The organism is Pirellulales bacterium (assembly GCA_019636345.1).
In the GTDB taxonomy this organism is placed as follows: Bacteria; Planctomycetota; Planctomycetia; order Pirellulales; family Lacipirellulaceae.
In genome coordinates, this window is sequence record JAHBXQ010000005.1 from 26,799 (window position 1) to 48,954 (window position 22,156).

23 protein-coding genes and 1 tRNA gene are annotated in these 22,156 nt (G+C 65.3%); 12 read left to right on the forward strand and 12 right to left on the reverse strand.

The genetic code is table 11. From position 1 onward, the window contains the following. Positions 1-52: 52 nt before the first annotated feature. The 4 genes from KF688_13015 to KF688_13030 form a co-directional block, all read right to left on the reverse strand. A complete protein-coding gene (locus KF688_13015) occupies positions 53-370 on the reverse strand; it encodes a hypothetical protein (GenBank protein MBX3426594.1) in 318 nt (105 codons plus the stop codon). Positions 371-692: 322 nt separating this feature from the next. Continuing rightward, positions 693-1,535: a diheme cytochrome c precursor gene (locus tag KF688_13020; protein MBX3426595.1), complete on the reverse strand. Its 843-nt coding sequence runs from the start codon at positions 1,533-1,535 to the stop codon at positions 693-695. Then, positions 1,532-3,994 (reverse strand): molybdopterin-dependent oxidoreductase, encoded by a 2,463-nt coding sequence (locus KF688_13025; GenBank protein MBX3426596.1) that lies wholly within the window; start codon positions 3,992-3,994, stop codon positions 1,532-1,534. The genes KF688_13020 and KF688_13025 overlap by 4 nt, the downstream gene beginning before the upstream one ends. A 38-nt stretch (positions 3,995-4,032) precedes the next feature. Then, on the reverse strand, positions 4,033-4,302 hold the full coding sequence (locus KF688_13030) for a chaperone NapD (GenBank protein MBX3426597.1): 270 nt from the start codon (positions 4,300-4,302) through the stop codon (positions 4,033-4,035). Positions 4,303-4,581: 279 nt separating this feature from the next. On the opposite strand from KF688_13030, the gene KF688_13035 reads away from it, so the two are divergent. The 5 genes from KF688_13035 to KF688_13055 are packed head-to-tail and all read left to right on the forward strand — an operon-like array spanning position 4,582 to position 8,254. Beyond that, on the forward strand, positions 4,582-5,235 hold the full coding sequence (locus KF688_13035) for a hypothetical protein (GenBank protein MBX3426598.1): 654 nt from the start codon (positions 4,582-4,584) through the stop codon (positions 5,233-5,235). Next, the gene (locus KF688_13040; GenBank protein ID MBX3426599.1) at positions 5,232-6,170 is read left to right on the forward strand and encodes a 4Fe-4S dicluster domain-containing protein; all 939 of its coding nucleotides are present in this window, start codon (positions 5,232-5,234) and stop codon (positions 6,168-6,170) included. The genes KF688_13035 and KF688_13040 overlap by 4 nt, the downstream gene beginning before the upstream one ends. Positions 6,171-6,212: 42 nt before the next feature. Next, positions 6,213-6,557: a cupin domain-containing protein gene (locus KF688_13045; GenBank protein MBX3426600.1), complete on the forward strand. Its 345-nt coding sequence runs from the start codon at positions 6,213-6,215 to the stop codon at positions 6,555-6,557. Continuing rightward, positions 6,558-7,823, forward strand: coding sequence for a polysulfide reductase NrfD (gene nrfD, locus KF688_13050; protein ID MBX3426601.1), 1,266 nt, complete (start codon positions 6,558-6,560; stop codon positions 7,821-7,823). It begins immediately after the preceding gene. Further along, positions 7,820-8,254 carry an Rrf2 family transcriptional regulator gene (locus tag KF688_13055; GenBank protein ID MBX3426602.1) on the forward strand — a complete coding sequence of 145 codons (435 nt, stop codon included), beginning with the start codon at positions 7,820-7,822 and terminating at the stop codon, positions 8,252-8,254. The genes nrfD and KF688_13055 overlap by 4 nt, the downstream gene beginning before the upstream one ends. Positions 8,255-8,322: 68 nt before the next feature. On the opposite strand, the gene KF688_13060 is transcribed toward KF688_13055, so the two are convergent. Together KF688_13060 and KF688_13065 are read right to left on the reverse strand one after the other, a co-directional pair. Then, positions 8,323-8,895, reverse strand: coding sequence for a hemerythrin domain-containing protein (locus KF688_13060; GenBank protein MBX3426603.1), 573 nt, complete (start codon positions 8,893-8,895; stop codon positions 8,323-8,325). A 21-nt stretch (positions 8,896-8,916) separates the two neighbouring features. Continuing rightward, a complete protein-coding gene (locus KF688_13065; GenBank protein MBX3426604.1) occupies positions 8,917-11,163 on the reverse strand; it encodes a nitric-oxide reductase large subunit in 2,247 nt (748 codons plus the stop codon). Positions 11,164-11,302: 139 nt separating this feature from the next. On the opposite strand from KF688_13065, the gene KF688_13070 reads away from it, so the two are divergent. The 6 genes from KF688_13070 to KF688_13095 all read left to right on the forward strand — a co-directional run bounded on the left by KF688_13070 (position 11,303) and on the right by KF688_13095 (position 16,915). Continuing rightward, positions 11,303-11,728 carry an Rrf2 family transcriptional regulator gene (locus KF688_13070; protein ID MBX3426605.1) on the forward strand — a complete coding sequence of 142 codons (426 nt, stop codon included), beginning with the start codon at positions 11,303-11,305 and terminating at the stop codon, positions 11,726-11,728. A 54-nt stretch (positions 11,729-11,782) separates the two neighbouring features. Further along, on the forward strand, positions 11,783-12,277 hold the full coding sequence (gene mobB / locus KF688_13075; GenBank protein MBX3426606.1) for a molybdopterin-guanine dinucleotide biosynthesis protein B: 495 nt from the start codon (positions 11,783-11,785) through the stop codon (positions 12,275-12,277). A gap of 785 nt (positions 12,278-13,062) precedes the next feature. Further along, positions 13,063-13,827 carry a hypothetical protein gene (locus KF688_13080; protein ID MBX3426607.1) on the forward strand — a complete coding sequence of 255 codons (765 nt, stop codon included), beginning with the start codon at positions 13,063-13,065 and terminating at the stop codon, positions 13,825-13,827. A gap of 187 nt (positions 13,828-14,014) precedes the next feature. Further along, on the forward strand, positions 14,015-14,233 hold the full coding sequence (locus tag KF688_13085) for a helix-turn-helix domain-containing protein (GenBank protein MBX3426608.1): 219 nt from the start codon (positions 14,015-14,017) through the stop codon (positions 14,231-14,233). Then, the gene (locus tag KF688_13090; GenBank protein ID MBX3426609.1) at positions 14,217-16,592 is read left to right on the forward strand and encodes a DUF3987 domain-containing protein; all 2,376 of its coding nucleotides are present in this window, start codon (positions 14,217-14,219) and stop codon (positions 16,590-16,592) included. Before KF688_13085 ends, KF688_13090 begins: the two co-directional genes overlap by 17 nt. Then, entirely contained in the window at positions 16,589-16,915 is a 327-nt protein-coding gene (locus tag KF688_13095) for a hypothetical protein (GenBank protein ID MBX3426610.1), read from the forward strand. The genes KF688_13090 and KF688_13095 overlap by 4 nt, the downstream gene beginning before the upstream one ends. Before the next feature lie 199 nt (positions 16,916-17,114). Here the strand turns inward: KF688_13095 and KF688_13100 are convergent, their stop codons facing one another. Then, positions 17,115-17,948: a hypothetical protein gene (locus KF688_13100; GenBank protein ID MBX3426611.1), complete on the reverse strand. Its 834-nt coding sequence runs from the start codon at positions 17,946-17,948 to the stop codon at positions 17,115-17,117. On the opposite strand from KF688_13100, the gene KF688_13105 reads away from it, so the two are divergent. Then, positions 17,895-18,737 carry a site-specific integrase gene (locus KF688_13105; GenBank protein MBX3426612.1) on the forward strand — a complete coding sequence of 281 codons (843 nt, stop codon included), beginning with the start codon at positions 17,895-17,897 and terminating at the stop codon, positions 18,735-18,737. The genes KF688_13100 and KF688_13105 overlap by 54 nt on opposite strands. Here KF688_13105 and KF688_13110 read toward each other — a convergent pair. The 5 genes from KF688_13110 to KF688_13130 all read right to left on the reverse strand — a co-directional run bounded on the left by KF688_13110 (position 18,697) and on the right by KF688_13130 (position 22,085). Continuing rightward, positions 18,697-18,770, reverse strand: a tRNA-Val gene (locus KF688_13110). The two genes, KF688_13105 and KF688_13110, sit on opposite strands and share 41 nt — an antisense overlap. A gap of 60 nt (positions 18,771-18,830) precedes the next feature. Beyond that, complete coding sequence (locus KF688_13115; protein MBX3426613.1) at positions 18,831-19,175, reverse strand: twin-arginine translocase TatA/TatE family subunit; 345 nt, start codon at positions 19,173-19,175, stop codon at positions 18,831-18,833. A gap of 140 nt (positions 19,176-19,315) precedes the next feature. Beyond that, positions 19,316-19,528, reverse strand: a complete 213-nt coding sequence (locus tag KF688_13120; protein ID MBX3426614.1) for a twin-arginine translocase TatA/TatE family subunit — start codon at positions 19,526-19,528, stop codon at positions 19,316-19,318. Positions 19,529-19,799: 271 nt separating this feature from the next. Beyond that, a complete protein-coding gene (locus tag KF688_13125) occupies positions 19,800-21,653 on the reverse strand; it encodes a hypothetical protein (protein ID MBX3426615.1) in 1,854 nt (617 codons plus the stop codon). 3 nt (positions 21,654-21,656) lie between these two features. After that, entirely contained in the window at positions 21,657-22,085 is a 429-nt protein-coding gene (locus KF688_13130; GenBank protein MBX3426616.1) for a biopolymer transporter ExbD, read from the reverse strand. Between the last annotated feature and the right edge of the window lie 71 nt (positions 22,086-22,156).

The window sequence follows — 22,156 nt, forward strand, 5'->3', positions numbered from 1 at the left end:
AACTGCAAAACATTGACCTTCGTCGCGTTTGACGACCCGGCGCCTGGGAGCGTCAGCTTGGCTCGCCTCCGCGAGAAGCTGCTTCGGCGAGATCGATCCGGACGAGCCGCCATCCCGACTTGGTCGGGGCGATCGTGTCGCACCAGCGTCGGCCTTGGTGGTCGTAGCGAAGTTGGATTCCGCTCATCGCCCCGGATTGCAGGGCATGGAGCGCCTCCGCGAGGCTGAGTTCCGCGCCGCTGATCAACTCGTGCGGGCGCCGCCGGGGGATGACTTCGACGTCGCCGCCGAGCGCGGCGACGTCTGCGACAAGGGCTTCAAGCGTCGGCCCGTCGAGATCGGCTTGGTAGATTTCCGGCAGCAAGCTCATGGGACCAAGGTCTCTCGCCGAGGGAGCAACCGGATCGCCGGAAGCGGGGCCGGGCAAGCTGCCAGACAATCGCCGCATCCCGTGCAAAGCAAGGAGACGACTTGGGGCGCGCCGTCGACGACGGCGATCGCTCCCTCGACCGGGCAGCGTTCGACGCAGACCGAACAGACGAGATTCCGATACGCGAGGCAATGCCGCCCCTGAACAACGGCGACAGAAGGCTGCTCAGACTGGCAGTCGGAGTGCACAACGGGTTCGCTGCTCGCGCGACGCCAAGCGCCGACAAGCCACTGGCGACGGCTGAGTCGACTCGACATCTCGCTCACGGCTGGGTAATCCATCGGGAGATCGTTTCATCGTCCGTCGCACTCGCCGCCGCACCGGGCGGTGCGTCTTCGGTCCCGGCCCACTCGAAACCGTGAGCGGGAACATGGCACTGCGTGCAGTTGGTCCGCCAGGGATGGCTGGTGCGGAGGCCGTCGCCGGCCAGAGCGCCATGGCAGGCGGTACAGTCCGAGCGCATCCAGAGTCGGTGCGGAATCGTCGGCGGCGCCCCAGGACCGATTCGGTCGCCGGAGCCCGGTTCAACGAGGCCGGCGAAGTTGGATTCGACGCGCAGTTGCGAAGCCGTCGCCCACGGTGCGTCTTGCCTGGCTTCAACATGACACTGCGTGCAGTTGGGGAGCATCTGGTGGCTCATCCGAGGAGCGACAACCTCGCCGACTTTGAGCCCGGTTCCATGGCAGGCGAGACAAGCCTGCGGGTTGCGCTCGTCGACGGCATGGGGCACGACCGGCGGGGCTCCGCTAAACGCCCGCAACAACGTGCGCGCCGCGACCGTGGCGCGGCGCTGGTCGGCCGACGGCGACGCGGAACCGAAGGCCTCGACGGGGTCGTCGCGCAAGGTCGGCAACGATTGCGATTGGCTCCACTCGGCGTTGGGACCGCGGCGCACGGCGGCCATGCGAGCGTACTCGACGACGACCGCCGCATGATCGACGTCCGGCGGAATCTCGCTCGCCTGGGACAGCGACGGCAACGCCGGTTCGGAGCGATCTCGCACGCCGACGAGAAACCCCGCGACCGAAACGCCGATCGTCACCGCGAGCGCCATGTGGCCCAGACGGTCCCAGCGCTTGGCGGATTGGTCGGCAGGTTTCGTCACGGGGCCACCTCGTCGCGGCCGGACAGCGGCAACCGATTGGCCTTCACGACGCGAGCGGCGCTCTTCTTGTAATCCGGTTGTTTCGAGAACGGATCGATCGCATCGAGAGTCAGGTCGTTGATCGCGGCCCGCTCGTCAAAGAAGGGGACGAACAGCGTTCCTCGCGGCGGCTTGGCCCGACCGTCAAGCCAGGCCGGCAATCGCATCCGGCCGCGAAGCGTCTGCAATTCCACCTCTTCCCCGTTGGCGATGCCCAGTTCCCGGGCGTCGTCGGGGTTCATCTCAAGGTACGCCGTCGGCATGGCGCCCGACAGTTGCTTGACGCGGCGGGTCATCGTGCCCGTGTGCCAGTGTTCCAGCACGCGCCCCGTCGTAAGCATAAACGGGTAGTCATTGCTGCACGTTTCGGCCGGCGGTTGATGGGGGCGGAACCAGATTTGCGCCCGGTCGTCGCCGGTGACCGAGTGATAGAATTGGAACCCTTTGCCTGCTGCGACGTTGGGGTCCGCTCCCTCGACGAAGCGCCACCGCGTCTCGCGGAACTCGCCGGGAGCGGTCTCGACGACAGGCCAGCGCATCCCGCGGCGAGCGACCAGCTCGTCGTACGGAGCGACATCCTTGTGCTTCAGCGCCGTGAACTGCCGATATTCCTCAAAGAGCGTTCGATCGACGTTCACGCGGCCGTAGTAGTCCTCCCACTGCCAGATCGGGACTTCTTCGCCCGCATCGTCGCGCATCTCGAAGATCCACCGGCCGTCCCGGTCCTTGAGCCCCGCGTGCCCCAATTCGAACAGTCGCCGTGCGACGGCCAGCAATTGCCAACAGTCGTCCCGCGCCTCGCCCGGCGGATCGACCATCTTGAACCACTGTTGCGTGCGGCGTTCGCTGTTGCCATAGACGCCGTTCTTCTCGACCCACATCGCCGAGGGGAGCACGAGGTCGGCCAACTCGGTCGTCGCGGTGGGGTACACCTCCGACACGATGAGAAACTTGTCCGACTGCTCCCCCTTCGCCTTGAACAACTTCTTGGTGTTGGGGAGCGACTGGCCGGGATTGGTGACCTGCACCCAAATCGTGTTGATTCGCCCCCCTTCGGCGGTCGGCTTGCAGAATTCTTCGAACATCTGGACCGTGTGAAACCCGATCTCCGGATTCAACCGGCCCGGGGGGAGATTCCAGCGTCGTTCGACGTCGGCGCGGTGTTCGGGGTTCGCCGCCAACCGCCCTCCAGGCAACGTGTGGCAGAGGGTTCCCACTTCGCGCACGGTGCCGCATGCCGACGGCTGACCCGTGAGGGACTGCGGCCCGTCCCCCGGCTTGCCCCAATGCCCGCTCAGCAGATGAATCCCGTGCACCAAGTTGTTGATCGCCGTCCCGGCGGTGTGCTGGTTCATTCCCATGCACCACAGCGAGACGATTCGTCGGTTCTTGTCTGCGAACAGACGGGCGAGCGTCACAAGTTGGTCGACCGGAACCCCCGACAGTTGGGAGGCTTTCTCGGGAGTGTAATACGAGACGAGCCGTTTGTACTGCTCGAAGTCGATCGGCTCGCCCATGAGACCCGCGGAGCCTTTCTCGGCCGCCAGCGCCACGTAGGCGTCGTGTTCGCACCCCTGCGGCGGGGTGCGGTCGGCGCGGAACGCGCAGTGCTTGGCGACGAACTCCTCGTCGAAGGCGTTCCACGCGATAAGTTGCCGAGCCACGCAGTTGGCGATCGCCAGATCGCCGTGGGGCTTCATTTGCAGGTAGTGGTCGGCCCGCTCGGTCGTTCGGGTCCAGCGCGTGCCGATGTCGTAGATCTCGATCTTGTCTCCTCGCACTCGTCGATCGATGACGCGACTGAAGAGAATGGGATGCATCTCGGCCGGATTGTTTCCCCATAGGACGAGAGCGTCGCACGCGTCGAGATCGTCAAAGCAAGCGGCCGGCTCATCGACTCCGTAGGTGCTTAAGAACCCCGTCACGGCCGAAGCCATGCAGAGCCGGGCGTTGGCGTCGATCTGATTGCTGCTGAGGCCGGCGCGCATCAACTTCGTGCCGGCGTACCCCTCGGGGACGGTCGATTGCCCCGAGAGATAGAGGCCGAACTTGGGCCCCGCCTCGAGAATCTTGCGGGCGACGACGTCGATCGCCTGGTCCCATTCGATCGGCTGCAAGCGGCCGTCGATTCGCAGCAGCGGCTTCGTCAGCCGATCGGCCCCGTAGAGGATGCCCCCGACGTGATAGCCCTTGACGCAGAGCAGACCGCGATTGACCTCCGCCTGCTGATCGCCGGCGACGGCGACGACGCGGCCGTCCTGCACGCCGACTTGAACATGGCAACCGGTCCCGCAAAACCGGCACGGGGCTTTGTTCCAGACGACCCCGGGCAGGTCCGGGCGTCCCGGGGGCGGCGGAACGTCGACGCTCCCTTGGCACGGTTCGACCTGCACGCCCGCCGCACCGGCGGCGGCCGCCATTGCGGCGAGTTTGATCGCCTCGCGTCGGTCCACGACGGTCACGTGATTTCCTCCGGCAATTTCGGGGAGACTGAGCCCTGAGTTCCAAGATGGATGAACGCCACGTCGACGTTCGCGACGCCTGGCAGACGGCGAAGCCAATCCCACAAGCGCTGGTCGGTCTGCTTGTCGGGCGTCTCCAGCACCAGCGGCAGGCGAACGCCCCGGGGAGTCGCGCACTCCACGGCCGGCTCGGCGGCCAGGGCGGCGAGGATCGGCACAAGGTCTTCAGGCCGCTCGGCGGTCAGGACAAGTCCGCTGGTAGGCATCGCTGGGCTTCGCGTACGGGAACGGCTTGAAGAGCGGACGCCGATGGCGCCTTACGCGGCGAATCATCCCTTGGCGAGGGGCTGTCGGCTCTCGACCAGTGAGAAAGGACTTGGCCGACAGTCGACGCGCCTGATCGTCGGCGCAACCCTCATACGGACAGATTATCGGCTCTGCCGGGACAATTCAAGAATAAAAGAATAACTATTCTTGAATTCCCGCGCGCAGGTCGATAAGCTGGAGACCGACTCAGCATGAACCTGGCCATCTGATACCTGACCATGAACCCCGATCGCCGCGGCTCCGCCCCGTGGAGGGCTGGTCTGCTTGTCGCCCTCGCCACGACCGCCGTGCTGCTCGCGATTGCGGAGGAGTCGCGCGAGTCGCCGCCGCCCGTCGCCGGCTCGGTCGCGGTGCGCGAGGCGACCGACGGCGTGAATCGTCACGGGGTCGTGATCGTCGGCGCCCGCTCGGCCCCGGGGATTGCGACGGGCGAAATCGACCGTCTCGGCGAGCCAGTCCTTGCCAACTGCACGACCTGCCACGCAACGCGTGCACCGAACCCCGCGACGAGCGACGGCGCCCAACTGAGAGACTTCCACATGGGACTCGCCGCCGCTCATGGCGGTCTGCAGTGCGTCGCCTGTCACAATCCGGCAAACTACTCGCAGCTTCGGCTGGCGAGCGGCGAGGGGATTGAGTTCGCCGATTCGCTCCGGCTCTGCGCCCAATGCCACGGACCGCAATTCCGGGACTATCAGAACGGAGTTCACGGCGGCATGACGGGCTATTGGGATCTCGCTCGAGGGCCGCGGGTACGGAATCACTGCCTCGCCTGCCATGACGCCCACGCCCCGCAGTACCAGCCGGTGACGCCGGTGTTCGCCCCTCGCGACGGGGTTTCGCGCGTTCTCGTCCAGGAGGACCGTCCGTGAACGATTCCGCGCAGGTGAAACTCCCGGTGCTCGGCGAGGTCGATCGCCGCACGGCGATCAAGGCGGTCGGGGCGACCCTCGGCGCGGCGGCGTTCGCCAAGGCGATGGCGCCAATCGTCGAATGGGCGTCGCAGGAGACGTCCGCCGCGGAATTTCTGCAGAAGCACTTCAAAGAACTCTCCCCCGCCGAGATGACGACCGTGATCGGCCGGTTGCAGGACGAGTCACGCAACGAGTACGGCGTCGAGGCGACGATCGTCGACGACCGCCCTCTTCCGGGAGTGAAGTTCGGCTACGCGCTCAACCTGTCGATCTGCATCGGCTGCCGGAAGTGCGCCGAGGCGTGCCATCAGGAAAACAACCATGATCGCCCGAGCGGCAATTCGTACATCCGCGTCCTGGAGATGGACAAGGGGAGCCTCGACTTGGCGAGCGGCAACGCTCACTACGACCATCCGGTCCCGCAGCCCGACAAGTTCTACATGCCAGTGCAGTGCCAGCAATGCGAACATCCTCCGTGCGTGAACGTCTGCCCGGTGGAAGCGACCTGGAAGGAAGCGGACGGGATCGTCGTCGTCGACTACAACTGGTGCATCGGTTGCCGGTATTGCGAAGCGGCATGCCCGTATCATGCTCGGCGCTTCAACTGGACGAAACCTGAGATCCCCGCCGAGGAGATCAATCCGAACCAGGGTTACCTCAGCAACCGCATTCGCCCGCAGGGAGTGATCGAGAAGTGCACCTATTGCCTCCACCGGACCCGCCAGGGTCGATTGCCGGCGTGCCTTGAGGCATGCCCTACCGGGGCTCGCGTCTTCGGCAATCTGCTTGATTCCGACTCGGAGATTTCCTACGTGCTCCGCACGAAGCGGGTGTTCGTCCTCAAGGAAGAACTGGGAACCAGGCCCCAGTTCTTCTACTTCTTCGACACATGATTCGTGCCACGCCTGGAGTGCACGAAGCGAAGGATGAGAGAAATGAGCGCTGCAATCTTCTCCCCGGACGCAACCTCGGTCGTCGCCGATTGGAACGATTTGGTCGAAGCGACGCCTGACGCCACCGTTACAAAGACGCTGTACGACTCGCCCGCGGCGCGACTGGTGCTGTTCGCGATGGACGCAGGTCAGCAACTGACCGACCACAGCGCCGCGAAACCGGCGCTGGTGCACGTGCTCGACGGGACGATTGAGTTCGACGTGTCGGGAGCGAAGCACGAGCTCCGCTCCGGCGGCTGGGTTGCGATGCCCGCCGGTGAACTTCACGCTGTGCGGGCGGTCGAACCCGCGCGTTTCCTGCTGACTCTGCTGAAGGGAACATCCTAGATGGACGCCCCCGTCGTCGCCGACCTGCCGGCCAGCCACGCTGTGACCTATCCGCGATTTCTGTGGCGGGCCGTGAAGCTTTCCACCGACGGCCCGTGGCACTTCTACGCGTGGATGACCCTGCTGACCGCGCTGTGCCTCGTCGGGCTGCACGCCTGGGCCGTGCAAGTACGCGACGGGATGCAGGTCACCGGAATGAGCGACCATGTTTCCTGGGGACTGTACATCGCCAACTTCACGTTCATGGTGGGACTCGCGGCGGGCGGCGTGATGATGGTTATCCCCGCGTATCTGTACCACGACGACGAGATGCACGAAGTCGTCATCCTGGGCGAGCTCGTCGCGATCGCCGCAATTCTCATGTGCTTGGCCTTCGTCACCGTCGATCTCGGACGCCCCGATCGGTTTTGGCACTTGGTTCCCGGGATCGGACGCTTCAATTGGCCGATCTCGATGCTCACGTGGGACGTCATCGTGCTCAACGGCTACTTGCTGCTGAATCTGCACATCACCGGGTATCTGCTCTACAAGCGATTCCGCGGCGAGCGGCCCGACAAGGCGTGGTACGTGCCGTTCGTCTATCTCTCGATCGTCTGGGCGATCTCGATCCACACCGTGACGGCCTTCCTTTACTGCGGTCTCGGCGGGCGACCGTTCTGGAACACCGCCCTGCTGGCGCCCCGCTTTCTCGCGTCAGCGTTCGTCTCGGGGCCGGCGTTCATCGTCGTCGCGATGCTCATTGTCCGACAAGTCACGGGGATTCGGATCGGCGAAGGCCCGGTGCGCACCCTCGTGGGAATCATGCGGGTCACGATTCTGATCAGCCTGCTTATGGTCGTCTCCGAAGCGTTCACGGAGTTCTACGCCGGGGGAAGTCATATCGCCTCGGCGCACTATCTGTATTTCGGCCTGCACGGACACGACGCCCTGGCGCCGTGGATTTGGACTTCAATCGGCATGATGACCTGTTCCGCGACGCTGCTCTTGACTCCCCGGGTGATTGACCACAAGTTACTGCTCACAACGGCCTGCGTTCTGGCGTTCGTCGGGGTGTGGATCGAGAAGGGAATGGGCCTCATCGTTCCTGGCTTCATCCCATCGACGCTTCACGAACTGGTCGAGTACCAGCCGAGCATGGCCGAGTGGAAGATCACCGTCGGGATTTGGGCCCTGGGATTGATGGTCCTCACGCTGGCGTTGCGGATTGCGATCCCCATTCTCACCGACCAGGAGTCGGCGACCTTGACCCACGGGCGCAGGGCATGATTCGCTACGGCAAGACGACGCAAACCGCGATTTCGGCGATGAGCCGCTTGGCCGAAGCGTACGCCGAGGGGACTCACCTCTCGTCGCACGAGATCGCTAAGGCTCGCAACTTGCCGCAAACGCTGGTCGCCAAGCTGCTGACGACCCTCTCTCAGGCGGGCCTCGTCGTCGGGGCTCGCGGACCTGGCGGCGGCTACGCGCTGGCGCGCCCTCCCAAGAAAATCTCGCTGCTCGACGTCGCGAGCGTTTTCGAGCGGCCGGACGGGAACATGCTCTGCCCCTTCGGGCCCCACTGGTGCGGCACGCAGGAGCCATGCCCGCTGCACGACGATTACGTCGCGCTCGCCGAACGGTTCCGCGCTTGGCAAAGCAAAACGACCTTGGCCGTGTTCGCCGCGCAGGCCGCCAAGGCGAAGATCGCTCGGAAATAGATCGTGCGACGCAGAACCCCTCTGCTCTCGCCCGGCCGCTCGTCGCGGCGCGAGTCGCCGTCCCCGACTCAAGCGGTTGCCGAGACGTTGGCGTCGAGTGCAGCGGTCGAAACGCCCAACAGGTTCGCCAAGGTCCGTGCGCGTTCCAAAGCCTGCTCTCGTCGAGTCGTTTCCTGGGGATCGGATTCGAACGCCTCGAAGGCTCGCTGCAGGTCTTCCTGCTCGCTGTCCGACAACGCCTGATCGGCCATCTGAAACAGGCAATGATCCTCCTTCATAATGTGTTGCCGTAGGAGACTGACGAACTGGCGGGCGTTCTCCGCGAATCGCTCCGGAGACCGCTGGGCAACGGCCTCGGCCATGGCTCGCACCAGGTCTCGACCCCGCTGGTGTTCGTAGGTCATGACGCCGGTCGGGCCCTGCTCGCGGGAGAAACCCTTGGCCTCAAGCAGCGGGAACAGCAAGTCTTCCTCTTTCCCATGGTGAACGTGGTCCGCGTAATCGCGGATGAAACTGAGCGCCTCGGCGGCAGTTTCTGCGTTCCAAGCTCCCGCGGCGCATTGGTCCGCGAGGAGTTCGAGGCAATCGAGCCCTGTTTCAATCGCGCGATGCTCGCGTTTGAGGATCTCGGTCGGTTTCATGGTCGTCGCTCCTCTCAAGGTTCAAGCGGTCGGTTGCAGCGAGTCGGGGACGCGCGGCGCCGCGCCGCGGCGGGGTCGCAAAGTCGCCACGAAGATCACGATAGCCACGGCGCCGGCGAAGAAAACCGTGTCGCCGGGAACTCTCATCCAGCGCAAGGTCTGCATTAGGTCGGTCTGCATCAGTTCGCTGCTGCGGGCGTACCAGTAGCCGCGGTCGACGGACGCCCACGTCTGCAACAGCCCCACCGGCAGCAGGCTGCCGACGCACATCGCAAAGAGGCCGACGTTCATTGCCCAAAATCCGAAGCGGGGGAGCCCGTCGCGCCACTCCGGATCGGGCAGCAACACCCGCAGGCATAACAGCATCAGGCCGATCCCCAACATGCCGTACACGCCGAACAGCGCCGCATGCCCGTGAACAGGGGTCGTGTTGAGCCCCTGCATGTAGTAGAGCGCAATCGGCGGGTTGATCATGAAGCCGAACAACCCGGCGCCGACCATGTTCCAGAACGCTACGGCGATGAAGAACGCGATCGGCCACTTGTACCGGCGAAGCCAGAGGGTTTGCTTCGAGAGGCGGAGGTTTTCGTTGGCTTCAAAACCGACCAGAGTCAACGGCACGACTTCCAGCGCGCTGAACACCGACCCCCAGGCGAGCGCCACTGTCGGCGTGCCCGAGAAATACAGGTGGTGACAGGTGCCGATGATGCCCCCCGCCAGAAAGATCGTCGCCGACAGCAGCGCCGCCCCGGCCGCGACGCCGGGCCGAACGACGTTCAGCCGCATGAACACGAACGCGATGACGGTCGTCGCAAAGACCTCGAAGAACCCTTCGACCCACAGGTGGACGACCCACCATCGCCAGTATTCGACCATCGAAAGATGGGTGTGCCGCCCCCATGTCAGCCCCGCCCCGTAGAACAACGCAATCGCCGCCGAAGCGACCGCCAGCAGCGCCACAAGTTGCTTGGCCTCGCCTTTCTGCTTCAAAGCGGGCGTCAAGGCTCTCAGCATCAGCACGAGCCACAGCAGCAGGCCGACCATTAAGGCAATCTGCCAAGCCCGGCCAAGATCGACGTACTCGTACCCTTGGTGGCCGAAGTAGAACGAAGCGACGTCGCTCAGCTTGTTGTGGACGCTCAGCCATTCGCCCGCCAGCGATCCGACGACGACCGCCAGCAACGCGGCGAAAAGTACGTTCACTCCCAGCGCCTGATGCTTCGGCTCGACGCCGCTGACGACCGGCCCGATAAACAACCCCGCCCCCAACCAGGCGGTCGCAATCCAGAACAATCCCGCCTGCACGTGCCACGTGCGGGCGACGGAGTACGGCAAGTACTGCGAGAGCGGAAACCCGTAGAATCCGTCTCCCTCGACCCCATAGTGAGCGACGACGATTCCCAGCAGCATCTGGACGAACAGCAGCGCGGCGACGACCCAGAAGAACTTGAGCGTCGCCCGTTGCGAGGGAGTCGCCTTCCAGGCGGCAAGCGGATCGGCGTCCGGCGGCACGGGAACCGGCTCGTCCTCCTTCTTCGCCGCGTGCCACCACGCCATCGCCGAGATGCCGGCCAACAACATGATGATGCTGACCCCCGTCCAAACCACGTTCTCGCCCGTCGGCCGATTGCCGATCAGGGGTTCGTGCGGCCAGTTGTTCGTGTAGGAGATCGTCTGGCCCGGCCGATTGGTCGACGCCGCCCACGAGGTCCAGAAGAAAAACGCCGCCATGGCTCGGAGACGAGCCTCTTCGGTTACGGCGCCGGCCTGAATCGCGTAGTCGACGTTTCCTTGCGAGAACACCTCGGAGTAGTGAGCCAAGTTGGCCTCGAAGGCCGCGGACCGAATCGGATCCACGGTCGCGATTCCGGTCTGCTTGTCATACGTGTTGGTCCGCAGCAGTTCGGTCAGCCGAGCCTGCAGTCGGGCTTGCTCTTCAGCGGCCAGTTCCGCAAACTCGCTTCCTAATTCGTCTTGCGACCAAGCGTCGAGAATGAAGACGGCTTCCCGGTGGAGCCAATCGGCGGTCCAATCCGGGGCGACATAGCTGCCATGGCCCCAGATCGAGCCAACCTCCATCCCCCCCATCGACTGCCAGACGTTTTGCCCAGCGGAAATTTGGCCTTCGTCGATCAGCGTACGGCCGTCTGTCGTGACGACTTTCGCGGGGATCGGAGGCATTTCGTCGTAGATCCGCGTCCCAATCCAGCCGAGAATCAGAAACGACACGAGCATGACGGCGACAAACGCGAACCATAGGCGTTTCACGGCAGTTCCTCGGCAATCACGATGAAGTTGCATTCGGTCGAGTTCACCGGCTAAAGCGCCGATGCCCGAGATTATCAACCTTGAATTGTACATGTCAAGGTGTAGATTTTGTTCTAGCAGTCGCGGAGGAAATAGAGATATGCTGCCGAAAACAGCCGAGTACGCCTTGCGATCGGTCGTCTGGCTGGCCGGGGAGCCCGACCGGCGCGAAGCCGCTGAGCCCCTGGCAGCGCGGACGAAAGTCCCGCGCCGTTACCTTCACAAGGTCCTGCAGGCCCTCGTGCAAGCCGATCTCGTCGACTCGCAGCCGGGGCCGGGCGGCGGTTACGCACTCAGTCGCCCCGCCGGCAAGATCAAGATCCTCGATGTCGTCAACGCGGTGTCGCCGCTGGAAAGGATTCACAGTTGCCCGCTCGGCCTGACGTCGCACACGCGATTGTGCCCCTTGCACAAGGAGCTCGACCGGGTCTACGCCGAGATCGAGAAAGCGTTCGGTCGCGTCACGTTGGCCGACCTGCTTCGTTCGACAAGCAAGATCATCCCGCTCTGCGAAGCGAGCAACTGACGTCGCTTCCGCGCCTGCCGCACCCTTGCAACCGAGCCTCAGTTCGAGACGATCGTGAACCGACTCCACGTCATTGGCAGGAAGAACCACGGCAAGACAATGCTCCTCGTCGAACTGGTCGCGGAGCTCGTCCGCCGCGGGCGCGTCGTGGGAACGATCAAACACACGCATCACCGGCACGAACTCGACGTGCCAGGCAAAGACTCGCACCGCCACCGCATTGCGGGGGCCGCCGCGGTCGGGGTTTTGTCGCAAGGCATGAGCGCGATCTTTCTGCCCGCCGACGGGCGCCGTGAAGGCGAGGACCGCTATGCGTCGTTTGCGCCGGCCTTCGCCGGGTGCGACTTTGTCCTCGTCGAAGGGGATTCGCAGACCGCGGCCCCCAAGCTCGAAGTCTGGCGAGCGGACCTTGGCGTCGAACCGCTCGCAGCGACCGACGACGCCGTCCTGGCCGTCGCGACGGACGACCACCCTCCCTGCTCCGCCCCCGTTCTGCGCCGTTCCAATCTGGCGAGCATCGCCGATTGGGTGCTTCAGGTCGTCGGCTGAGACGACGATTCGCAGCGAATCGAGAATTGCCGAGAAAAACCTGCGTGCGTGGCGAATCGACCTGCGTCGAGTGGGCGGCACAAGACTCGAACACCCCCGGCGGAACGGGGGGAATTCGAGTAGTCCGTGGGAAAGCGGCGCAGAATGCGGCGCACTCGGCGCACAAAACGCCCCGTTTGACCCCGATTTGGCGGCCTTGGTCGAGGCTTGGCCGACGCTGCCGGAAGCGCTGAAGGCGGGCATCCTGGCGATGGTCCGGGGGACGAAGTGACGCGCTCGCTTGTCCTCCCCCGACGGGGCGCCCGGTACGCACGCGAGAGGGGAATTTTCTGCCCCAAGTTTGGCCCTACCGGGGCCCCACGGGATATTCGGCCGGCGTTTCTTGGAATCGCCCCCTCCCCCTCGCTGAGCGTTTCCGCCGGGGGTTAGTCTCGCACTCTCCGCGACCGCGGCATTGGCCGGCAACCACGCTGGACGGGATGAAGCGGCGTTGGCGTGGCTGGTTGTCAACGGTTACACGCCCCCGCCCGAATTGGCAGACTTCGCAGAGCGGCGCATGCTGCGGTAGAATGCACCATGCCAAGCAGGCGGAAAAGGACCGAGGGGGGCTTGGGGGGTTGTGCGCTGCGGCCGCGGGCCGACTGTGACAATGGCCGGCGCGAATCTTCGCGCCGAGAGAATTGGGTAGCCGGCTGATCCCCGGTGAACGATCCTTGCGGGTACGGGGCGCTTGCCTGCCACCGACCCGCACGGATCGGCCCATCGACATAAAGGCAAGACTTCTCATGGCGTCAGAAGCCCGTGCACTGCTCGACGAACAAATTGCGGCGTTGAACGCCCTGCGGGACGCGGCCCAATGGGCATATAGAGGTGCGGGTTTCCTGCAGGTATTGGCCATCCGTGGTGATGGGGAAGAGCTTGCCTCCTACTTGGCAAACCTGACGATTGAGAGACGCGCGGATCTGAACGACTGCTTGAAACGCGCCGAACATTGGTTAGGGCCGACGAATCCGGTTTATGTCCCGATTCCTGCAGCTGAAGACGATTATCCGTCGGCCTGCTATGGCGCGGCATGTTTTTTTTCGGCACTGGCGGTCTTGGCTGGTGATGAAGCCAATACAGACGAACACCTGCCGACCGATGCAGTTGGGCTGGCCCGAGCCTTGGCGGAAAAGTTTCAATCCGGCATCCCCGATTGGCTGCTGTGGCCGCCGGTCGATGAATTGGAACGCTTGGTCGACGTTGTGCGGCAAGAAACCGACGCGGCAATCAAGTATCACACCGCACGATTTATCGGCATCCGCCCAGCAGCCGAAGCCGACGAGCACGCCGACGCGACCCAGCCGCCAACGGAGCGCAAGCGCCGTGGCCGGCGAAAGGCCGATTACGAAACGGTCCAACGGGAATCCCAGCTTGCGGCGGCCTGGGAACAGGCGCGAATAAGCGGCGTTTACAAGCCCGACTTTGCTAAGAACCACGGAACGACCGCGGCAAAGCTCGACTTGCTCTTGGACCGCGTGGGGCAGCGAAATCGGCGCTCCGACAAATAGCTCCGACAACGGCGCGAATTTGTCGGAGAGAAAAACTCCTCGCCGCTTTCTGCGGCAATTCGGTGCTTTTGCCCGCGAATCGTTCCGACAAATTGCTCCGACAAAATCGATCTGTCGGAACGCCCCTTAGTTTCACGTTTATGCGAGCCGCGCTTCGTGGCGAGCAACTGAAGCCAAGGAATCTGCGATGCGAAACCATGGAACGGGCGCCGCGCTGCTCGTCGACGCCCGCGAGGCGGCGCGGATGCTCTCCGTCTCGCCCCGAAAATTGTGGGGAATGACGTTCGAGGACTCGCCGGGGCTGCCCTTCGTTCGCTGCGGACGGCTGGTCCGATACTCACCCGATGACCTGCGCCAGTGGATCGACGCGCAGCGGAAAGGGGGCGACGATGACAACGCCCGTTGAACGGCTCTTGGCGAAGCTGGCCGACGCCAAGCAAGCCGGCAAAGGGTGGTCGGCGAGCTGCCCGGCGCACGACGACCGCCGCGCGAGTTTGTCAATCGACGAGGGCGACGACGGCCGAGCGCTCTTGTTTTGCCATGCCGGTTGTAAGGTCGACGACATTTGCGGTGCGATCGGGCTGCGGGTCGCGGACTTGATGACGCCGGGCTCGCTGCCGTCGCCCAACAAGCCGCGACTGAACGGCAGCGCCGGGAGCAACGGCCATTCCCGAATCGTCGCCGAGTACGACTACCGCGACGAAGCGGGCGAGCTGTTGTTCCAAGTCGTGCGCTACGAACCGAAGGACTTCCGCCAGCGGCGCCCCAAGCCCGGCGGCGGCTGGGATTGGAGCGTCAAGGGCGTGCGCGCCGTGCCGTATCGCTTGCCCGAACTGCTGGCCGAGCCGACGCGGCCCGTGGTGGTGGTCGAGGGCGAGAAAGACGCCGACAATCTGGCACGCATCGGCGTGCTGGCGACGTGCAACGCCGGCGGGGCCGGCAAGTGGACCGCGGAGCACGCCGCGTTCCTGCGCGGCCGGCGTGTTGTGGTGCTGGCCGACAACGATGAACCGGGGCGCGCCCACGCCCAGCAAGTCGCCAAGTCGCTCGCCGGCATCGCGGCATCGGTGCGCATGGTCGAGTTGCCCGGCCTGCCCCCCAAGGGCGATGCAAGCGATTGGCTTGCGGCCGGTGGAACGCGGGATGACTTGAAGCGGCTGGCGGAAGCCGCGCCCGAGTGGACGCCAACGACGGCGCAAGGGTGGCCCGAGTTGCAGCCGTTCGACGTGTTGGACGTGCCGGAGTTCCCCACGCACGCGCTGCCCGGCGCGGTTCGCGCGTGGGTCGAAGCCGAGTCACACGCCACGCAAACGCCCGCGGACCTGGCTGGCCTACTGGCCTTGGCCGTGTGCTCAGCGACGGTCGCGCGCCGCGTTGTGGTTGAGGCGCGGCAGGGTTGGCGCGAGCCGGTCAATCTGTTCGCGGCCGTGCTGCTGGAGCCGGGCAACCGCAAGTCGGCCGTGTTCGCCGACGCCATGCAGCCGTTGCGCGAGTTGGAAGCCGAGTTGATTGAAGCCGCGCGACCGACGGTGGCCCGCGCACAATCCGACCGACGGCAAGACGACGCTCGGTTGCACAAGCTCGAAAAGGTGGCGGCCGAAAAGGGCGACGCGGAAGCCCGACACGAAGCCGGCGAGCTGGCGGCGGCGCTGGCCGAGCAAGCCGAGCCGGTCTTGCCCCGGTTGATCGTCGATGATGCCACGGCGGAAAAGCTAGGAATGATGCTCGCCGACCACGGCGGCCGCATCGCCAGCATGTCGCCCGAAGGGGGCGTGTTCGACTTGATGGCCGGCTTGTACTCCAAGAGCGGCATTCCCCAATTTGGCGTCTACCTGATGGGGCATTCGGGCGACGACCTGAATACAGACCGCGTGGGCCGCAAGGGTGTGCGCGTCGAGCGGCCGGCGCTGACGTGCGCCTATGCGATGCAACCGGCGGTGATTGAAGGCTTGGCGGAGAACACGGCGTTCCGCGGCCGTGGGCTGCTGGCCCGCTTCCTGTATGCGGCGCCGCAAAGCTGGATCGGCCAACGCGAGATTGCCCCGACGCCCGTTTCCGATGCCACGCGCGAAGCATACCGGCAAACCGTGCGAGCGCTCGCCGACGCGGAAAGTGAGTTCATCTTGCAACTTGCCCCCAGCGCAATGGCAGGGCTGCGCGAGTGGGAAACGGAAATCGAAGCGATGCTCGCCGACGGCGGCCAAATGGAAATCATGCGCGACTGGGGCGCGAAGCTGGCCGGCGCCACGCTCCGGCTGGCGGCCGTTCTGCATTGCATCGCCCACGGCCCAACCGGGCGCATTGACGCGCCCACGTTGGCCGCGGCCATTGAAATCGCCCGCTATCTCGTTCCACACGCCGAAGCCGTGCTGAACATGATGCAAGCCAAGGAAGATTCGAGCGACGCCGATGCGCGGTACGTCCTTCGGTGGATCGAACGCCACGGCCGGCGGGAGTTCACCAAGCGCGACGCTCACCAGCACGGCAAGCGGCGGTTTCCGAAGGCCGACGACATCGACGCCGCGTTGGGCGAACTGACGCGGCGGGGGTACGTCCGGCTGCGGCCCGCGGAAGCGCCCGGCCCGGGGCGGCCCCCTTCGCCCACCTACGAAGTGAACCCGGCGGCGTTCGATGGTGCGAAGCCAGAAAAGCGCTCCCACAATTCCCACAACGCTCCCGCGAGCCCGTTGGCTGTCGATTTTGAGAATTCTGAGAACGGTTTCGACCCGCCCGAAGGCGAAGGCCGCGTGAGGGTGACGCTATGACCGGCACCCCGATGACGGTGGCAGAACTTTTGGCCGACTGCAACACCCACGGCGTCCGGCTGGCGGCGCGCGACGGCGGCGGGCTGGCAATCGACGCCCCCCAAGCGGAGCTAACACCGGGCCTGCTGGAAGCCCTAACGGCCCGCAAGGCCGAGCTACTAGCGATGCTGCTGCCTACGGACGCAACGGCCGTGTGCCGATGCGGTTCGACAGCTTGGCGCGACGTGGTGATTCACGGCGGGCAATCGGTTCGCCGCGACTGCGCCATATGCGGACGCTTCGCGAACTTTCCGATTTGGAATTCACGCCCCCTATTTGACTAAACGACATACAAGGGATAGGATGGCCACAATGAAGCGAAAGTTATCCGACCAAATCCGTCGATGCGTCGATGCGTCAGAGCTTTCGCGCTACGTCATAGCCAAGCTGGCGCAAATCGACCATGCGGCATTTTCCCGCTTCATGGGTGGAAGCGGCGGGTTTTCCTTAGACAGCTTGGACCGACTAGCTGGGGTTCTTGGGTTAGTCGTTGAAAGTGAAGTTCCAAAACGAAAGGGTAAGAAAATGAGTACGGAAGTTGGCCACGTCAATCAACAAGGGCAGCGAGTCATTCGTCGAATTGGGCCTAGCCCTTCGCACTCGAACCAATCCACCTATCAACTCGAATGCACGCGCTGCGGCAACAATTATGGTGCCAACGGTTGCGACATCGATGGTGCGAATGCCGGGGCCGGTCGGCGGTGTCCGCAATGTCAGGAAGGCACCCCCGGCGATCCCATCTAGTGATTCCAAACGGAAAGTGAAAAGCCAATGGCCAGCATCGCCCGCGACAAGAACGGCACGCGGCGGATTTTGTTCGTCGCCCCCGACGGCAAGCGACCGACGATCCGACTGGGCAAGGTTTCGCAGCGGACCGCCGAAGGCGTCAAATACCGCGTCGAGCAATTGTTGGAATCGCTGCGCTTTGGCCGTTCGATGGATGCGGACCTCTCCGAGTGGGTTGTCGGGCTGGACCCGGACTTGGCCAAGAGATTCGCGGCGGTGGGCTTGATTGCGCCGCGCGAGCCGCGGGCGGTCAAGACTCTCGGCGAGCACCTGACCGAATACTTTGCCCGGCGAACCGACGTGAAGCCGAACACGCTCACGCACTGGAACCACACAAAGCGACTGTTGCTTGCCTACTTCGGCGCGGACCGGCCGTTGGCCGGCATCACGGCCGGCGAGGCCCGCGACTGGGAACGCTGGCTGAAGACTGGCGAAGCCCGTGAGAATCGCTACGCCGGGCACAAGGCGACCGATGGGCTGGCCCCCAACACGGCCCGCAAGCGCGTCGCCAACGCCAAGCAGTTCTTTCAAGACGCGGTGCAACGCGAACTGCTTGCGCGGAATCCCTTTGCCGAACTCAAGGGAACCGTCGGAAGCAACCGCGAGCGGGACCGCTTCATTGATCGCGCCACGGCGACGAAGATTCTGGACGCCTGCCCCGATGCCGAATGGCGTCTGATCTTCGCGTTGGCGCGGTATGCCGGACTGCGATGCCCGAGCGAACTTCTGGCGCTAACTTGGGCTGACGTGAACTGGGCCGAAAGCCGATTGCTGGTCCGCAGCGCCAAGACCGCGCACCACGAAGGCAAGGCGACGCGCCTTGTGCCGATCTTCCCCGAGCTGCGGCCGTATCTTGAACAAGTCTGGGACGAAGCCGAGCCGGGCGCACAGAACGTTGTCACGCGATACCGGGCCGCAAACGTCAACCTCCGGACCCAGCTAGAGCGAATCATCCGCCGGGCCGGGCTCGAATCGTGGCCCAAGCTGTTTCAGAATCTCCGCGCCAGCCGGGCGACGGAACTGGCCAGCGAGTTCCCCGCGCACGTCGCGGCGGCGTGGCTGGGCCACTCAACATTGGTGGCAAACAAACACTACTGGCAAGTGACGGACGCCGATTTCGCCAAGGCCGCAGGGGGCGGCAGCGAAGCGGCGCAAAATGCGGCGCAGTCAGCGCACGCAGAGGGTCGCGGCGAGTCGCACGACGAACTGCCCGCGCAAAGAAAAGCCCCGGTTTTGCGAGGGTCTGCGCTTAGAAGCGAAACCGTGCAAAACCGGGGCATGGGCGGCACAAGACTCGAACTTGTGACCTCTACGGTGTGAACGTAGCGCTCTAACCAACTGAGCTAGCCGCCCGGGGCGATGCGTGATTTTAGCCGAGCGGCGCGGCGTCGGCTAGCGGGGCCCGCGGGGGGTTCAATCCGTGGGCTCTTCCGGGCGGGGGGCGTCGGCTGGGGGCTGTTCGGCGGGCGGGTCGGCGGCGGGCGACGCGGCGGGGGTCAGCGGTTCGACGTCGCGGAACTCCGGGTAGTGCTGCAATCGTTGCGGCTTCGGCGGTTCGCTGTAGATCGCGCTGTTGATGTCGTTTTGGATCCCGCTCAGGTTGCGGCGGAACTCGGCGAAGGCCTTGCCCCAGTGGCGAGCCTTCTCAGGAAGTTCGCCGCCGTAGAGCAGCAGCGCGATCACCGCCAAGAGCAACATCTCGCCCGGCCCTGGACTCCACATCGCCAGGAGCGGATCGTGGGGCGAGGCGAGGAGCATGGCTGCTGAACAGTGAGACGGGGAAACTAAACCGTCGCGATGCCGACAACAAGCTCGCATCGCACGCAAGCTTGCCGACTGCGACCTCAGTCCTTTGACGCCGAAAGCAGGGCGACTATTGTCCGCGGGGGCGCAGGTCGCTACGCCTTGGTGTGGGACGAATCGCGACCATCCTCGATCCGGGCGTTGGGATCGGCGTCATCCCCTTTGAGCCCCTTCTTGAACTCGGTGACCCCTTCGCCCAGCGAACGCATCACGGACGGCAGGCGGTTGCCGAACAACAACAGCACGATGAAGCCCAATATGATGAGCTGCGTCGGCCCGGGCGAAAAGAACGCGAATAGAGCGGGCATGAAGACCTCGGTGTGCGAATCGCACAAAGCGATGGCGCGGGAGTGACGGCGAACGGCAAATGCGGGGGCCGACGTCGACGCGAGAGCCCGCAGCAATCAATTCTAGTGGGGCCCCGGGGCAAGTCAAACCGGCAACCGGGCTGCACCCCGGCCCGCTGCAAGCCGCACGACACGCGAATTCCTGCGGGTTCTCGCCGAGCGGGGAGGCCGATTGCACGCGGTCCGCGGGGACCCGGGAGAGGTCCGCCCAGGCGGGACGCTGCGGCGTCGCCTACTGCGGGCCGCTGCGCCACTCGCGGCGTCGGGCCAGTTCGGTCTCGGGCTCCATCGGCAGGTAGCGATAGTACGCCTCGAGCGACAAGGCCGCGATCGCGGTCGTGTAGACCTGGCCGCCGCAACCGCCCCACAGCGTGCTCGCGGGCCAACTGCCGTCGGTTCGCTGCTGCGCGAGCAGCGTCCGCACGAGCCCGTCGTTCCACCGCTGCCAAGCCGCCTTGGCCACGGGAGATCGATCCTGTTCGCGGCAGAGCGCGAGAGTCGCATAGTACCAATAGTACAGGTTCGCTTCCCCGCTGCCGGGGAGCTCTCCCAGCAAGGTTGCAGCGGCTTCGCCGTAGCAGCCGTCGTCGACCGCGCCCCCCAAGCGGTCGACGAGCAGCTGTCGGCAGAACAGTCCTTCGGCGGTCATCGACGTGGTCGGGCGGCTGTCGGGGCGATAGCTGGCGAGCCCCCCCGAGGCGCCGCGCGTGACGCTGCGCATGAATCGATCGGCGCGGGTCCAAACGACCGCCGGCACGTCCAGCCCCGCGAGATCGGCGCTCTTAAGCGCCATCAACTGCCAACCGAGTTGGCTGGTGTCGCCCGGCATGCCGGGCCAGTAGCGCCAGCTTCCGTCCTGCGGGTTCTGCGTTGCGACCGAATGCCCCGCGGCCGCGGCGGCGACCCGGCGCAATCGCGCGTCGCGCGTGATGGCATACGCCTCGCATACGGCGAGCGTGGCCATCGAATGGCAGTACGTGCGGTCGAACGTGGTCGCCTCGCCGGCGAGCGATCCGTCGTGGGCCTGCAGCGCAGCAAGCCAGTCGAGTCCCCGCGCGACGTGGCGGGCGTACTCTCCGCCCTGATGCGTGTGCCCGCTGCCGAGAAAGGCGAGCAGCGCCAGCCCCGTGACGGCCGAGTCGGCGCGGCTCCCCGTGCCGGCTCGATCGTGGCCCAAGAGCGTGCGTCGTTCGCCGCCGGCGCCGAAGCGAGCGGCGTTCCACCGCCCGTCGGGATCTTGCGCGGCGGCCAACCATGCCAAAGCCGACCGGACGGCCTGTTCGGTCTGGGCGTTGCCCCCGCGGCGCGCGACAATCTCGGCCCGATCGGGGCTGAATCGCGCCGCGTACGTCGGCGGCGCCACGGGAGGCGTCGGGCGCGGAGCGGGCTGCTGCGGAGTCGATGCGGACGGCTTGGGCGCAGGAGCTTCTGCCGCGGTCGACGGCGGCGGCTCCGTTGGCGGCGGCTCGACCGCCGTGTCGACGGACGGCTCCGCTTGCTTGTCGCTCGGGGACTGCGCAGGGGCGGGCTCGGGTTGCGGCGAGGGCAAGAGCGGCGGCGCGGACAGCGGCTCCGGTGGAGTCGGCGTCGATTCGGGCGGCGGGGACGGGGCTTCGGAAGGCGGCGGTTCGGCGTACTGTTCGTCGGTCGGTTCGACGGGAGCGTCCTCGGCAGGCGTCGGCTCGGGCAGCGCCAGCGGCGGCGGTTCCAGCCGTGCCGGGTCTTGCGGGCGTTCCCACTTTGGCAGCGTTTCCGCCTTGGCCGGGACGACCTCGGCCGGCAACTCCGCGGGAAGCAGCGCGACGCGGATTGGTTCGTCGGGGCCTTCGCCGGGGACGCCCGAGACGATTTGCACGGCGGTCGCCAGCACGACCAGCACGACGTGAACCCACAACGACAGCAGGGCGCATTTCCGCCAGGCGCTCGCTTTGCGCAATCGAGTGCGCAGCAACAGCGCCACGCCCGCGGACCCCGCGGCCAAGACGAACCAGATCGCCAGCCAGCGATTCCACCCCAGCGGCAGCCAAGCCACCGGCGGGGAGAACCGCTCGGCGAATGCGATGATTGGGACGGCGCCCGCGGGCATGTGCTACTGCCTCGTCACGGGGCGATCGGCGACGCGGACGCTGACCGACAGTTCGGCGATCCGGGCCTGTTGGCACGCGGCCAGCGCCGCCGCGACATGCTGGAATGCACAGGCCGCGTCTCCGCGAATGATCACGGCCAGCCCTGGGTAGTCGTCCCGGGCTTTGGTCAGCCGCGCTGCGAGTTCCTCCGCGCTCGCCCCCTGGCCGTCAAGCAAGCACCTCCCGTCGGCGAGCACGACGATCTCGCGAGCCTGAGGCTTGGCGGTCATGGCGGTCGCTTGCGGCACCTCGGGCAGATTGACGCTGACGTCGTGCTCCAACTCGGCGAACTTCGTCGCGACCATGAAAAACACGATCAACTGAAACACCACGTCGATCATCGGCGTGAGGTTCAGTTGCGGCGTTTCGTCGTGCTGCAATTTCAGCGGCATGAGGCTCGTCCGAAATCCGAAGTTCGATACTCGTAACTAGACCGAAAGCGAATCTCGCAAACCGCGATCTC